The organism is Psychroserpens burtonensis DSM 12212, assembly GCF_000425305.1.
Classification (GTDB): Bacteria; Bacteroidota; Bacteroidia; order Flavobacteriales; family Flavobacteriaceae; genus Psychroserpens; species Psychroserpens burtonensis.
The window spans coordinates 1-17476 of sequence record NZ_KE384348.1 but is presented as its reverse complement, the minus strand read 5'-3'; the positions used below and the strand labels follow the sequence as shown (position 1 = coordinate 17476).

At 35.6% G+C, this 17476-nt stretch carries 6 protein-coding genes; 1 reads left to right on the top strand and 5 read right to left on the bottom strand.

All coding sequences use genetic code 11. The features are described 5' to 3' along the window. Positions 1-121: 121 nt before the first annotated feature. On the bottom strand, positions 122-1024 hold the full coding sequence (locus tag H593_RS0117670) for an AraC family transcriptional regulator (RefSeq protein ID WP_028873637.1): 903 nt from the start codon (positions 1022-1024) through the stop codon (positions 122-124). Positions 1025-1184: 160 nt separating this feature from the next. After that, positions 1185-2423, bottom strand: coding sequence for an ABC transporter permease (locus H593_RS0117665; protein ID WP_028873636.1), 1239 nt, complete (start codon positions 2421-2423; stop codon positions 1185-1187). 402 nt (positions 2424-2825) lie between these two features. Here H593_RS0117665 and hisS point away from each other — a divergent pair, with 402 nt between their 5' ends. After that, positions 2826-4196, top strand: coding sequence for a histidine--tRNA ligase (gene hisS, locus H593_RS0117660; protein ID WP_028873635.1), 1371 nt, complete (start codon positions 2826-2828; stop codon positions 4194-4196). Between the two features lie 127 nt (positions 4197-4323). On the opposite strand, the gene H593_RS19695 is transcribed toward hisS, so the two are convergent. From H593_RS19695 to H593_RS20305, 3 genes are all read right to left on the bottom strand, one after another. Next, positions 4324-9153, bottom strand: coding sequence for a DUF8202 domain-containing protein (locus H593_RS19695; protein ID WP_084142371.1), 4830 nt, complete (start codon positions 9151-9153; stop codon positions 4324-4326). A gap of 284 nt (positions 9154-9437) precedes the next feature. Next, the gene (locus H593_RS19690; RefSeq protein ID WP_084142370.1) at positions 9438-16454 is read right to left on the bottom strand and encodes a DUF8202 domain-containing protein; all 7017 of its coding nucleotides are present in this window, start codon (positions 16452-16454) and stop codon (positions 9438-9440) included. A gap of 236 nt (positions 16455-16690) precedes the next feature. After that, a partial coding sequence (locus tag H593_RS20305; RefSeq protein WP_157588942.1) for a T9SS type A sorting domain-containing protein occupies positions 16691-17476 on the bottom strand: 786 nt, incomplete at its 5' end.

Sequence of the window (17476 nt, the reverse complement as noted above, 5' to 3'; positions counted from 1 at the left end):
TCTGAGTATCACAAAGAGTGAGTTGATTTGCACTGCGAAGAACCTTTGCATTATATTTAAATTCTTTAGTCGTGATTTCTTTTGAGTGACAACTTCACTTTATCATAATAGAATGAGCGGTTTATTCCACAGGAATATATAAGTCCACAAGACACTTTTTCTCAGGATGTGTATTAAAATCATTGTGATAGATTTCAAAAGGTGGCTCGTTACGCATTTTGTAACCAGTGTTATTCATATGTATAAATAATGCTGTCCAAACCCGTTCAAACGCCTCTATATGGACCTCGTGATGCGCAATAATGTGTTTTCCTTCGTGAATGATGCCTTTAGACATCTCTCCATCCGGTTTTAAGGGGGCATCAACTAATAAACACGCTCGCATTCTTACTTTATCTGGTGCCGTAATTTTAAAACTGTCATAGTATAGGGTGGCCATCTTGAAATCTGGCTGATTAAGTAATCCCGCTGGACCAGCCCATTCTAGAATGTTTTGAAACGTTGATGATAAATTATTGACGCCTATACATGAGGTTCCAATTGTATGAATTGCGGCTATAGATTTAATCTCTATCTGTGAAGGCATGTGTTTTGTGTTTTGATAACTATCACAAACATAGGCTTCAAAACTGGCAGAGGGTTGCCCAATCTTGCTTTTTACTTTACGAATCTTGCTATATATTCCTTTTCCTTGTCTTCGGAAATCACTTGGACTCACACCATAAAATTTCTTAAAAGCTCTAGTAAATGAGGAATTACTTGTAAACCCGTATCGTATGGATAATTCTGAAATGGTAATGTCTTTCTTACGAAGTAAAATAGCAGATGCTTTTTCTAAACGCTTTCTAACAATATATTGATGGAGTGTCTCGTTCGAGAATGCTTTGAAAATGCGATGAAAATGAAAAGGTGAGTAGTGTGCGACTTTTGAAATGGCTTCTAATGATAAATGGCTTTCTAAATGTTGCTCAATGTAGTTTAGAGCTTTGTTTATGCTTTTGATGTGGTCTTTTGAGAGCTGCATTTATTTAAAGATATTTTGATAGGCCAATGTTATTGTTTTAACTACCAGTCATCTCTTATTTTAAAGAAGGAATTTGCTGGGGGGAAACACCAACAAAGGTTTTGCCTTTTAATCCTTAAAAATTAGTGAAATACGTGTTAAAAAAAATCATCTATAACAACTACTCATACCTCAAAGACTCCACAGGATCCAATTTCGCAGCTTTACTCGCAGGATAAGACCCAGAAATTACAGCAACAACAAACGTAATCACACTTGCCCAAATTACGGCACTCCACGGGAAAACAAAGTTAAAATCAACAACAGATGCGAATCCGTAACCTAAAAGAAGACCGAGTACAATTCCTAATAGTCCTCCTAATTGACCAATAATAATCGTTTCAATAAAAAACTGAAAAGCAATCGTTCCACTTTTAGCACCTAAGGCTTTACGCACGCCAATCTCTCTTGTGCGCTCAGAAACAGAAACTAGCATCATGTTTAATAGTGCAATGGTAGAACCAAAAATGGTAATAATACTTATGATCCAGGCAGCGGTTGAAAGCACGCCTGTAATAGAACCAATTCTATTAATGAGGTCATCACTACGCTCAATTCCAAAATTGCTCTCTTCGATAGGATTTAAACCTCTAATATTTCTAAATAATACGATGGCCTCATCTTGAGCGCCTTCAAGCATATCCTTTTTATCTGTTTTTATGCTCAAACTATAATTAATGTTTGGGTTTGTGAAAATAGTTCGTGCTTTTTGAAGAGGCATTAATACTCTTAAATCTTGATTGTTACCAAACGTTGCACCTTTTTCTTTAAGTACGCCAATGACTTTAAATTTAGACCCTCTAATACTAATCGTTTTATTTATGGGATTCACATCAGCTAATAAGGCTTTTTGAAGATCACTACCAATTACACAAACGCTATTGCTGTTTTGGACATCAAAGTAATTTAATGGGCGGCCAGATGCTACTTCTAATCCTGAATTTTGAATAAAATTTTCATTAACACCAAAAACCTGAACCTCAGGATCTGTTTTTTCGTTTTCATATTTGACTTCTGCTGATCGCGTCCCTAAAAACGAAAGAGATGTGCTGGTAAACGGAAACTTATAATCTTCCTCAAACGCTTTTACTTGTCTGTAGTTGATAACTGGATTAATTTTTTGGTTATCATTAGAGCGTCGTTGCGATGTAAAATCATTACGCTGTACATTAAAGGTATTTGCTCCCATAGAAGAGAAATCACTAGAAATCGTGCTCTCTAGGGCTGAGACAGCACTTAAAATCCCTACGAGTGCAGTGATTCCAATGGCTATAATTAAAATGGTGAGTATGGTACGAAGTAATTGACTTCTAATAGAATCAAAAGCAATACGGATATTTTCTCTAACTAATGAAAACATAGGGCTATTTAAGTGGGTTGTGTTTTACAATAAGACTACAAAACACGTATAAAGTTACTATAAAATTCAAAATACTTCCTTATGCGACTAAAAATTATAATATTTTTGTGACTTAGAGATCAATAATCAGATTGTGTATTCTTTTTTCTTCGGAAATTGGAGTTATTGTAAAATAGTCTATAGAACTCAATACGGTCAATTCGAGAACTATCGAGATCAAAATAAAGTTGGATCGAAGATAGCTTCCGTCATAAGTCGAAATATTTTAAAAATAGGTGAGATTTATCGAATACGCTCGAAATGACAGAAAAGAGAATTGTAATAAGTTAAACATAAGTGTTTTTTTTCTTCAGAAGAATTAAAATTACTTTAATAGAGATTTCCACTTAGGTGGAGAATATTATGGCACAAAAACCAAGCATCCCAAAAGGAACGAGAGATTTTAATCCGCAAGAGGTCGCAAAGCGAAACTATATTTTTAATACAATACGGACGAAGTTTGAAATTTTCGGATTTCAACCTATTGAAACGCCAAGTTTTGAAAATTCAGACACCTTGATGGGTAAATATGGAGAAGAAGGCGATCGCTTGATTTTTAAGATTTTGAATTCTGGTGATTACTTGAGTAAAGTGAATGAGGATTTATATACTTCAAAAGACTCTAATAAAATGACGTCTAGTCTCTCAGAAAAAGCCCTTCGTTACGATCTAACGGTTCCGTTTGCAAGGTATGTCGTACAACACCAAAACGAGATTGATTTCCCTTTTAAGCGTTATCAAATCCAACCTGTTTGGAGAGCAGATAGGCCACAAAAAGGTCGTTTTAGAGAGTTTTATCAGTGTGATGCAGATGTTGTTGGGAGTAATTCTTTATGGCAAGAAGTAGAATTTGTACAATTGTATGATGCTGTTTTTAGTGCTTTAAAACTAGAAGGTGTTACCATAAAAATTAATAACCGTAAAATTTTGTCTGGAATAGCAGAAGTTATTGGGGCTCAAGACAAACTCATCGACTTTACTGTAGCTCTAGATAAGTTAGATAAAATAGGAGAGGAGAAGGTAAAAGACGAAATGCGAAGTAAGGGGATTTCCGAAGAAGGAATAACAACACTTCAACCATTATTTACTTTAAAAGGTGATTTTGGTAATCAAATAGCAGAATTAAAGACAATCCTTAAGACGTCTGAAGAAGGAAAAAAAGGAATTGAAGAATTAGAATTTATAAATACAGGGATTGCCACCTTAGGTTTAAAAACGGCAACACTCCAATTGGATGTAACTCTTGCTCGCGGACTCAATTATTACACAGGTGCGATTTTTGAAGTTGCTGCTCCAGAAGGTGTTCATATGGGATCTATTGGTGGAGGAGGTCGTTATGATGATTTGACTGGAATCTTCGGTCTCAAAGATATGAGTGGTGTTGGGGTTAGTTTTGGTTTAGACCGCATTGCATTAGTGCTTGAAGATTTAGGTTTGTTTCCAGAAACAATTACCAATACGGTAAAAGTACTCTTCATTAATTTTGGAGAAGCAGAGGCGATTGCGAGTATGAAAGCAATCAAATCTCTTAGAGACGTTGGTGTAAGTGCTGAGTTATTCCCAGATAATAAGAAAACAATCAAACAATTTAATTATGCGAATAAGCGTAATATTCCGTTTGTGATTTTATTAGGCGAATCTGAAATGGCTTCGAATACATTCACATTAAAAAACATGGGAACTGGAGATCAGCAAGAAGTGACATTAGAAGAGTTGATAGATGTGCTGATATAAAATTTCCCAAGTGATATAGAATAGGATAAGCCTAAGTTGAGACTTGTCTAACAATAAAAAAGCCTCTTTCCGTAAAGGATTGAGGCTTTTTCTTAAGTTAAGATTATCGTAGATTTGGGATCTATTTTTACTTTACTAAAACTTTCTTAGATAGTAAACCGCTTAAAGTATTTATCTTAAGAATATACGTTCCAGTACTAAGGTTCTTAACTTCATATTCAGAATAGTCCAGTTCTGAAATATGTTTAATTTTGGTTATTTGTTGGCCTATAAGGTTGTATAATTGAATAGACTTCACATCAACAAAATTTGGGTTGTATAAGGCTACGCTTTCTGTTTCTAGATTATAGAACGCATCAATTGTTTTAAGTAGTAACTCATCAACTTCAAGTGTGTCTTCAGTAGCATCACTAAATGTTAATTCAAACCTGTTTGAATACTCACCTGCAGCTAAGAAGAATTGGAAATCATTTTCTCTAAGATCATTATAGGTGTCATTCTCTAGATCATGAATGAAAACACCCATATTGTTTGGTATATTTTCTAAGTCATCAAGAGTAATTGTGTTTAATCCATCATCTGTTGTTTTAATTCCGATTGGATATACAGTGTCAGGTTCTACGACATTACTTGCTTGAATAGTATACTGTTGGTCATCAATCATCCAATATAAGTCATCCATTTGATTATCATAAGTCATCGCGTCATATGACCAATCATAACCTGTCGTGGTTGCCTCATCAATGGTTAATAATAGTTGTCTATGAATTGTGTTTATGGAGTTGAATCCAATTCTAAATTTCATGCGTTCATCAATGGCTTCATTGTTATCACTTGCATTAGCTGTCGCATCAGAGCTTCTTACAAATACGGAGCTATCTGCACCTGAAAACTTTTCTTTTTTGTAGGCACGTTGTCCATTATTGAAGTTAATAGTACCAGTAGCTTCTCCAATAACGAAGAAACCTTGACTCACAGGAATATAAAGACCTGGAATTTTTGTAGGCGTTCCACCTGTACCTACATTTGGGTCGTTGGTTCCTAGCGAAGGAGCAGCAACACCACCAGAGAAGTTATATGTTGCATAACCACCTTGATATTCAGATAGGTTATGACTTTCGCCTCCCCAATGTTCCCAGAAATAAAGGGTTCCACTAATTAATGGATCTGCACCAGAGCCTGCAATGGTTGGTCCGTTATCTGTAATAAATGTATTCGCATTAATGGCAGAAGGGTATGGGTTACCAACCAGGTAATCGTTACCAGCGTTAAGGGTTAAATTTATATCACCATTATTTGGTTTTCCAAGGAAAACATAGTTTTGTTGATCTACAATAGTTCCAGATCCTGGACCTTTCATGGTAAATCCTTCACCTGCTAGTAGTGTGCCATTTCTTCTCATATGTTGCCATGCAGAATAATCGTAATCGAGTTGATTGGCAAATTTCCAAATCCAATAATCAGCAATAGTGATTGTTGAGCCATCAGATCCGTCATATCCCGAATTAATAAAGTTGATTGGATTTACTCCGTCATACATAACATCTGCAACAGAGTATGAGTTATTATTTGTTGTTGCATTAGTTTCACCAACTGGTGAAGACCAGTAGTTATAGGTGTGAAGATCTGCAGTACCTTGTTGATCTTTTTCTAATGTGCCTGATGATGTTGGGTCTAAATCACTTCCAATGCCTTGCACTAGTTGAGATTGCCCTTCAAGATCAATTTTACCATCTAGTTTTAAATAGTGAGATACTGTTAAGCCGTTACCAGCAGATGCATCTGCGTTATTACCGTCAACTGTTAATTCTCCAGCATCAACATAGAGCCCTAAGACTTGTCTGTCTCTTCCTAAGGCAATTTCAGTATCAATTGTAATATTATGACTTACGCGAATGATGTTCCAATCAATTGGTGTTAATCCGTCTACAATAGATAATTCGTTAGGTAAAGCTTGGGCTGCACCATTTAACCAAGTAGCACTGTTAGACCAATCTCCATCTGCTTGTGATACATATGGTAATGGAGCCGTTTGTCTATCTAAAGTATTAAGGTTTATTAAAGCCCCTTGATTACCATTGCCTGAAGCATCTTCAGTATTTGTATAGGTATAAGCAGACATTGGATAATATCCTGCTAATTGAGCCCATGGAATAACAGCCACGTCATTTTTTGTGATTGTTGTAGGTAATGTTTTACCAGTTACAAAATTAGAGTTGTCCTCAATTTCTTGGTTCATCATAAACCTTAGTTGAGCAGGAGTTAACTCTGTATCCCAAACACGTACTTCGTCAATGTTTCCTCTAAAGTATTGTGATGGGCTATTTTTTCCAGCAGCAGCTATGAAAAATGAGTCATTAGTGCGCATGGGAGCTGATAGTTTTACTGAAGCATCTTCAACACCATCAATATAGAGTTTTACATTTGATCCATCATAAATGGCAGCAACATGATGCCATTCATCATCTGGAATCGAAGTCGCAGAGGTTAGTGTTCTACTACTAGGGTTTTTCCATGTAATATTTAATACGTTACTATCTAAAATTCTAAAGTCATATCCAGTAGAAAAAGAAACATCTCTTTTAGATACAATAGATTTAGTTCCACTATCTGCAGCGTCTCTCTTTATCCATGCTGAAATTGTAAAACCAGAAGAATTAAGATTTAATTTATCTTCCATATCGATGTAATCAACACTACCATCGAAATAAACAGAACGTTCAACCTCTACTTGGGGAGCGTATCCAAAGGTGACATATTTTGTGCCGTCAAAATCATAGTTAGCCTCTAAATTACCATTTCCATCGGCTGTCATAACGGCATATTCTGCAGTTGCATCAAATACACCAGTACTCGATACAAACATATAGAAGCTTCCTGGAGGTGTAATATTTCTAATAGCACTTTGTGGTATTCTTACTTTAACAGAGGGTATATCTCCACTAGTTTCTTCAACCTTCCAAACACGTTGCATTGTTGTAAAAGATACATCAGTTATAAGAACAGGAGTAATACCAGCACTCATATTAACAGAAATAACTGAGGCAGCTAAGTTTAAGTTAGCACCATTATTACCCCAAACTAAATATTCATTGTTATCAAAGTTGACTGGATTTGAAGAAATATTGTCTCTATTAGTATCGTAGATTTCATTTAATCCCATAGTTAGGATTCCTTGTATTCTACTAGTAATAGGGTCAGCACCATCAAAATCATCATTAACACTTCTAGATTGTTTTTGGTTTAATTCCGAAGCATCATCTCTACCAATACCTGCGATGTCATAGTTGTAAACGCCACTATCTGTAGATTGATCCCATATGACATTACCATCGCTATTAACATAGTCTTGAGTTGTACCATTGACACCTAAAGTAATTCCGTATTTTATAGCTAAATAAGATTGAACTCTATTTCTTTCTTGAGTTAAATTCACATCTGATTGTCTTGATCCATACGTAATTACCTCAGCAATACGGCCATCAAAACTACCATTCCAATATTGATTTCTTCCTAGGAAATATTTAGCATTATTAATCATAGCATATTTCGCTAAATCATTAGTTTCGTTGTCAACTTGATTGGCATTGAAATATAATTCCATGTCTGTATCTGAAGCATTTTGTCTAATATTTACAATATGAATCTTATTATAATCAGTTCCACTATTAGTATCTGCTCTTCCATATCCATTCTCGGCTGGATTACTTACCGTTTCAGAAGTTGTACCAATACAATAACTTAATCGTTCGTTATCCAATCGAGTTGTATAGCCACCATAACCAAAACCAGTAACATCTTCAGCATAGGAATCTGTATTTGGATCCTTGCTTGTAAATACACTCAATGGAAGAATTGCGGTTGTGATTGACGGGTCAGGCATTAATACAACAAATATGTCATTAGTGTTAAATCCGCCAGTTCCTTGAAGTTCTTGTCTGCTTCCATCATTAATAACATAAGTCATATCAGTATTTGCAGTAGTATGATCATTCACAAAATCTATTGCTGGGTTGAAGTTAATGTTACGAGCTATATTATTTATGTAGGATGGCTCTTGTCCACTTACCATGACATTGGCATTGTTTCCTTTACCATTATCTGTCCATTGACTTACAGAAGAACCATCTGCAGCATAAGTAATTCCATCTACTTGGTCTGCTTTTAACCATAAATCTAAATCAGATGTAACTCCACCGGGAGCTTCTGTTGGTGTGCAATATGATGTCGCTAAGATTGTGATATCGTCTATATAAACCATATCATCATCTTCACTAGCATCACAACGTACTCTAAACCTGCTATTTGAATTAAATGTATGATTCGTAGCTAATAGTGTTGCAATTTTACCATATCCAATAGGAGTAGAAGTAGATTCAAAATCGGCAGTCTTTCTAAAAACCTCACCACTTTCATAAGTCGCAATTATTGTCCATGAGCTTCCGCCATCACTACTGTGCTCTATATATAACTCTTCTGTATAGGTCTTAGTTCCTGAACCATCGTGAGTAGAATCCATACTATCTGGTTTGAAGAAAAACTTAAAATCTACTTTGTCATAACCTGTTATGTCCAGTATAGGAGATAAAAATGAAGAGGCATTACCTGCAGCAGCATCATCGTCTCTTAATCTTAGACTATAAGAGCCATTGAATGCCCAAGAAGCATCATTTATTCTTGCAGCATCAACGCCACCGGAAGTCCATCCTTCTAAACCACTTTCAAATGTAGCACTATGCAAGACAGAGGATGTACAAGGAGGTGGTAAGAAACCAGTTTCATCAAGAGTGATTTCTGAATCAGTTGTGATACCTGTGTTTGTTGCTCCAGTATTTACTAGATCATTTTTAATATAGTTTACATTGAAATCTGCAATTTGAGAAAATGTGATATCTGACAATAAAAATATACAACATATTATCGTATACTTTTTTAGAGAAAGTGTAGAAATTTTCATAGGCGGTTAAATTTTAGTTTGGGGACTAATTAAATTGTAGGGTAATATACCTTTTAACTCCTTTAAACGCAAATTTATTCGTTGAAATGCACTTATTTATTTTAAAACACTGATAATGAGTTAGTAGTAAAAATGATATTTAACGGTAATTCTTATATATCCAATTATTTTAGGATTCTAACAAGTAGTTCCTTGTCTTAAATAGGTTATTACGTTATAAAATGCTCAGAAAATATTGTTATTTTACCTTTTAATATCGTCTGCGATTTTATTATATTTTAATCTTACTTTACTAAAACTTTCTTAGATAGTAGGCCGTTTAAAGTATCTATCTTAATAATATAAGTTCCAGTGCTTAGGTTCTTAACTTCATATTCAGAATAGTTCAGTTCTGAAATATCTTTGATTTTTGTTATTTGTTGGCCCATAAGGTTGTATAATTCTATAGACTTTACATTTACAAAATTAGGGTTGTATAAGGCTACGCTCTCTGTTTCTATATTATAGAACGCATCAATGGTATTAAGTAGTAATTCATCAACTTCAAGCGTATCTGCATTGGCATCACTAAAGGTCAATTCAAACCTGTTTGAATACTCACCTGCAGCTAAGAAGAATTGGAAATCATTTGCTCTAAGATTATGATAAGTATCATCTTCTAGATCATGAATGAAAACACCTATACTTTGTGGTACATTCTCTAAGGCATCAATAGTGATTGTATTTAATCCATCATCTTCTGTGTTAATTCCAAGTGGATATACAGTATCAGGTTCTGCTACATTACTTGCTTGAATCGTATACTGCTGGTCATCAATCATCCAATACAAATCATCCATTTGGTTATCGTAAGTCATCGCGTCATAAGACCAATCATAACCGGTTGTGGTTGCCTCATCAATGGTTAATAATAGTTGTCTATGAATGGTGTTTATGGAGTTGAATCCAATTCTAAATTTCATACGTTCATCAATGGCTTCATTGTCATCATTGGCAGTAGCTGTACCATCAGAGCTTCTTATAGATATAGAGCTATCTGCACCTGTAGATTTTTCCTTTTGGTAGGCACGTTGTCCATTATTGAAATTAATGTTGCCTGTAGTTTCTCCAATAACAAAGAAACCTTGACTCACAGGAATATAAAGACCTGGAATTTTTGTAGGCGTACCACCTGTCCCTACATTTGGGTCGTTGGTTCCTAACGAAGGAGCCGCAACACCACCAGAGAAGTTATACGTTGCATAACCCCCTTGATATTCAGACAGGTTATGACTTCCGCCTCCCCAATGTTCCCAGAAGTAAAGGGTTCCACTAATTAATGGATCTGCCCCAGAGCCTGCAATGGTTGGTCCGTTATCTGTAATAAATGTATTCGCATTAATGGCAGAAGGATAGGGGTTACCAATGAGGTAATCGTTACCAGCGTTGAGTGTTAAGTTGATATCGCCGTTATTTGGTTTGCCTTGGAAAACATAGTTTTGCTGATCTGTAATAGTTCCAGATCCTGGACCTTTCATAGTAAACCCTTCACCTACTAGTAATGTACCATTTCTTCTCACATGTTGCCATGCAGAATAATCGCCATCTGGTTGATTGGCAAACTTCCAAATCCAGTAATCAGCAATAGTGATTGTTGAACCATCAGACCCGTCATATCCTGCAGTAATAAAGTTGATTGGGTTTACACCGTCATACATAACATCTGTAACGGAGTATGAATTATTGTTTGTAGTGGCATTGGTGTCACCTACTGGTGAAGACCAGTAGTTGTATGTATGCACATCTGCAGTACCTTGTTGATCCTTTTCTAATGTACCTGATGATGTTGGGTCTAGATCACTTCCAATGCCTTGCACTAGTTGAGATTGTCCTTCAAGATCAATTTTACCATCTAGTTTTAAATAGTGAGATACTGTTAATCCGTTACCGGCTAAAGCATCTGTGTTATTACCATTAACTGTTAATTCTCCAGCATCGACATAGAGTCCTAAGACTTGTCTGTCTCTTCCTAAAACAATTTCAGTATCAATTGTAATATTATGACTTAGGCGAATGATGTTCCAATCAATGGGTGTTAATCCATCTACAATAGATAATTCATTAGGCAATGCTTGGACTGCACCATTTAACCAAGTAGCATCATTGGACCAATCTCCATCGGTTTGCGAGACATATGGTAATGGAGCTGTTTGTCTATCTAAAGTATTTAGATTTCTTAACGCACCTTGATTACCATGACCTGAAGCATCTTCAGTATTGGTATAGGTATACACAGACATTGGGTAATATCCTGCTAATTGAGACCATGGAATAAGAGCCACGTCATTTTTTGTTATTGTTGTTGGTAATGATTTACCACTAATAAAATTAGAGTTGTCCTCAATTTCTTGATTCATCATAAATCTGAGCTGTGTGGGCGTTAACTCTGTATCCCAAACACGCACTTCATCAATATTTCCTCTAAAGTGTTGCGACGGACTGTTTTTTCCAGCAGCTGCAATAAAAAAGGAGTCATTAGTGTCTAATGGAGCTGTTAAATTTGCTGAAGCATCTTCAACACCATCAATATAAAGTTTTACAGTAGATCCATCATAAATTGCAGCAACATGATGCCATTCATCATCTGGAATTGAAGTCGCAGAGGTGAGTGTTCTACTACTCGGATTTTTCCATGTAATGTTTAATACATTATTATTTAAAATTCTAAAGTCATATCCAGTAGAAAATGAAACATCTCTTTTAGATACAATAGATTTAGTTCCGCTATCTGCAGCGTCTCTCTTTATCCATGCTGAAATTGTGAAACCAGAAGAATTAAGATTTAATTTATTTTCCACATCGATGTAATCCGTATTACCATCAAAATAAACAGAACGTTCAACCAATACTTGAGGAGCATATCCAAAAGTGACGTATTTTGTGCCATCAAAATCATAGTTAGTTTCTAAATTACCATTTCCATCGGCTGTCATCACTTTATAATCTGCAGTTGGATCAAATACACCGGTGCTGGATATAAACATATAGAAGCTTCCTGGAGGTGTAATATTTCTTATAGCACTTTGTGGTATTCTTACTTTAACAGAGGGGATATCTCCACCAGTTTCTTCAACCTTCCAAACACGTTGCATCGCTGTAAAAGATACATTAGTTGTAAGGGCAGGCGAGATGCCAGCACTCATATTAACAGAAACCACTGAGGCCGCTAAGTTTAAGTTAGCACCATTATTACCCCAAACTAAAAACTGTTTATCATCAAAAGTTGTTGGGTTTGAAGAAATATGGTCTCTATTAGTATTGTAAATATCGTTTAATCCCATTGTTAGGATTCCTTGTGTTCTGCTAGTAATAGGGTCTGCACCATCAAAATCATCGTTAACACTTCTAGATTGTTTTTGGTTTAATTCTGAAGAGTCATCTCTTCCAATTCCAGCAATATCATAGTTGTAGACACCACTATCTGTTGATTGATCCCAGATGACATTACCATCACTATTAACATAATCTTGAGTTGTACCGTTAACGCCTAGAGTAATTCCGTATTTTATAGCTAAATAAGATTGAACTCTATTTCTTTCTTGTGTTAAATTCACATCTGATTGTCTTGCTCCATAAGTAATTACCTCAGCAATACGGCCATCAAAACTGCCATTCCAATATTGACTACGTCCCAGCCAGAAACGACCATTATTAATCATTTTATATTTTGAAATATCATTAGTCTCATTACCAACTTGATTGGCATTGAAATATAATTCCATATCAGTATCTGCAGTATTTTGTCTAATATTTACAATCTGTATTTGGTTGTAATCTGTACCTGAGTTTGTATCTGCTCTTCCATATCCATTCTCAGGAGAAGTAGTTGAATTTTCATTTGTAGTGGCAATGCAATATGTCAGTCTTTCATTACTAAACCTTCCCGTATACGCACCATATCCCAATCCTGTAACATCTTCAGTATATGTTTGACCATCTGGATCTCTACTTGTAAACGTATCCAAAGGAATCATAGTCGTCGTAATCGTTGGGTCTGGCATTAATACTATAAATATGTCATTGGTATTAAATCCACCTGTTCCTTGAAGTTCTTGTCTACTTCCATCGTTTATGACATAAGTCATATCACGATTAGCAGTAGTATTATCGTTTGTAAAATCAATTACAGGATTAAAATTGATATTTCTAGCAATACTGTTTCTATAAACAGGTGCTTGGCCAGTAACAACAACATTAGCGTTATTTCCTTTGCCATTATCAGCCCATTGACTTACGGCAGAGCCATCTGCAGCATACGTAATTCCATCTACTTGGTCTGCTTTTAACCATAAATCTAAATCAGATGCAACTCCACCAGGAGCTTCTGTAGGTGTACAAAATGACGTTGCAGAAATTGTTATATCGTCTAGATAAATCATATCATCATTTTCATTGGCATCACAACGTACTCTAAATTGTGCGTTGTTACCAGCAGGAAACGTATGATCTGTTCTAAATAAGGTCACCGTTTTACTATAGCCAATAGGAGTAGTTGTTGCTTCAAAATCAGCATTTTTATTTGCGACAATTCCACTTACAAAAGTTCCTATAATTGACCAATTTGAACCACTATCACTACTGTATTCAATAAAGAAATCTTCGCTTGTTTCCATTCCGTCAGGTTTGAAAAAGAATTTAAAGTCTATTTTGTCGTAAGATGAAATATCAAATAGAGGAGATGAAAATGAAGAGGCATTACCTGCAGCATCATCGTCTCTTACTCTTAAGCTATAAGCACCGTTGAATGCCCAAGTCGTATTATTAACTCTTACAGCGTCACCACCACCAGATGTCCATCCTTCTAAACCACTTTCAAATGTAGCACTATGCAAGACCGAAGATCCACAAGGAGGTGCCACGTAGCCGGTACCTTGAATATTAAAGTTATATGGGGCTCCATCATTATCATTCTTTGCAATAGTAATGTTAGCTGTTCTAAGTCCAAGGGCACTTGGATTGAATGTAATAGCAAAAGTAGTATTTCCACTAGGATTAATTACACTAGAAGGAATAGTCGTTAGTGTAAAATCTGCACTATGTGTTCCATCAATAGTAACATAAGGAAAACCTCCTGATAATGTTAAATCAAGTGTCCCATTATTTTGGATAATGAATATATTTACATTAGTTCCGTCAGTAATATCAACAGTTCCAAAATCTGTATCATCAGAAAAGTCTGGAGTTGTATCACCATCTACAATAGTAGTAGAATTTCCTAGAATATTTATTTCTGGTGCAGGTGTTGAACCCGTTCCTTGTATATTAAAATTATACGGGTTTTCATCACTGTCGCCATTAACAATACTTACAGACGCAGTTCTTAGGGCATCTGCACTAGGATTAAATCTTATAACGAAAGTTGTGCTTCCAGAAGCCGCTACTGAAGTTGCAGGTGACGTGGTTAGAGTAAAATCTCCAGAATGTGCACCACCTATTGTAATACTACCAATAGAAAGAGCGGCACTACCTGTATTTTGAATGGTGAATGTCTGTTCAACATTAGTCGCACCTGTTGTGTTTACGGTTCCAAAATCAGTGTCATCTGCGATAGCGGGTGTTGTATCACCATCGTTTATAGTTACAGCATTTCCTTGAACATTAATTTCTGGAATTGGAGAACCACCAGTTATATTAACTGTATAATCTTCAACTTCTCCATCAATATCTGTATCACAACTTGATGGGTCGCTATTATATTTTGTTGAAATACGCATTCGTGTAGAACCTAATGATGCAGTTCCAGGAATCGTAATTGGAAATGCAGCAATTGGACCATCCACATTAGTATTCCCTAAATCATAAATTTCACCAGCATCCAGAAAGTCTGAATCCTGATTCCAATCTATCCATGCAAATGTGTGCACTTGATAACCTCCATCAGTATCCACACTAACCGATAAATTATGAGAAGTGCTTTGAGCTACACTCGTTGATATGGACGTGAAATCTTCGTAACCGTTATCTTTTGGAGATCCATCTGAATTATTAATTGTGTTAAAAGTTACATTAGTAATCCCAGTATCATAAGTAGTTGTGCCCCATGAACTACAATAGTTAGTAGATGTTAATCCAGACAAATCGACGATTTGAATTTCATGACTCATAGAGTTTCCACTTCTATGAGACCAATGAGCTGCTTGAGTCTCTGATTTTATGTAATAGTTTCTCCATCCTCTGGCATAGGCTTGACCACCACCAGATGTTATCGAAGATCCTACAATTAGGGCTTCGTTAGCACTAGATAGACCAGCGCTTGCTATATTAAGTGTTGTCTCTCCAGCATCATTATTTGTATCTTGATAACGGGTAACATTCATATCATCGTTAACTAACACATGCACAAAATGTCTATTACTATTTGAAGCATCTGAGTCATGATTTGAATCAAAAGCCCAATCAACTCTTTGGTTATTAGAACCAGGATCAAAAACTGGCCAATTATCTGCTAAAGCGTCATTTACGCCACTACTTGTCATATCACCTCTATGTTGTCCAAAAATAACAGCATCATTCCAGTTGCTTACGTTTGTGGCTGTTCCTGTGCCATCAGACCCATTTCTTAATGTTATTATACCAGTATCATCTGCTGCATTTCCAGAATCTCCATGAAGTACATTCCAGTTACTTCCTGTAAACTCTACAAGAGTGATATACACCACTACTTGATTTGCATTGGAGCCCTTTTGAATTCTTAGGGTACTAGCGTTTTCTAAATAAGCGATAGCGGTTCCAGAATCTGAATCTTGATCAGTAGCATCATTTCTAATCCCTGTAATAAATGGGATACAGTTATTGGCATTTGTTATTCCGGTTAGCGCTTCAGTTGTACTGTTGTTAGTTCCGTTTAAACTCACAACATAACGGCCACGAATAATCATTTCATTATCTCCACCTGGTGCACCCATATACTCCCAAATAGAGGTATTGAATCTCATGTCTGTACTAGATGAACCAGACTCTCTGTAATAAGATAATGTACCGTTAGCAGTTAATACTCTAGCTCCAGAGACATCATCACCATCTAAATTACCACCTGATTCCTCAGAGCCAGCATTTGATTTACGGTTGTTATTGGCTAAGGCAAATGCACTATTGATAGAGGATACTTCGGCGAAACTTGTATTTGTTCCTCCAGTATTTCCGATATCATCTTGAACATGTTGTACATTGAAATCTGCAGTTTGAGAAAAAGCGATAGCTGACAATAAAAATATACTAAATACCATAGTATACTTTCTTAGCAAAAGTGTAGATATTTTCATAAGCGGTTAAATTTTAGTTTGGGACTAATAAAATTATGTTCAAATGTATATAATAACTCTGTGAAAGGCGAATATAATCGACGAAATACATATGTTATTTATTAAATATTTGATAATCAGGTTTTTAAAAAAAAATATATTTAAGACTAATTATTACAGAAATAGACTATTATTCATGATTTTATTTTTAAATCGGATAAAAAAAGGTTGGGTTATTACATCCAACCTTTTTATATCTAATATTTTATTAGTTTCTTGATAACAGTTATACCATTATTAGTACTAGAAATTTTAATAAAATAGGGAGCTACTTCTAAATTATCTAATTCATTTATAATTATAGAACCATTGATACTAGAATTCCTGTTCTTGTATACAACTCTTCCATTTAGATCATAAATATTAATTTCAAATTCACTACCATTGAAACTTAGTGGTAGGTGAATTGTTATTACTGAATTAAAAGGATTTGGTCTAATAGCAATATCTCGGTCATTAATTTCTTCATTTCCTAATGTACTATCATCCGTACCATCGCAGTTTTCATCGATACCATTATTGGGTATTTCTGTTGCTCCGGGGTAGGTTGAATTATTAGTATCATCACAATCCGTATTGTCAATTACAAACCCAGTCGGTAATGAGCAGGCAATAATTGAATTGGCAGGATCTCCAAACCCATCATTATCTGTATCGGCATAATACGTTATACCTGAACCATTATTGGTTATTTCCCAAGCACATGATGTACTATTAAATGCTGCTGTTTCATAGCATTCTGTCGTAGGCTCCGAATCTTGAGTTCCTATATTTTCCCAAGTACAAGATGTGGTGTTGAATTGGTAATCATCCCAACAATTCATTGGAGTAGGCTCGGTATCTTGAGTTCCTATATTTTCCCAAGTACAAGATGTGGTGTTGAACTGGTAATTATCCCAACAGTTCGTTGCTGTAGGTTCTGAAGGTTGTGATCCTTGATTCTCCCAAGCACAAGACGTGTTGCTGAATTGGTAATCATCCCA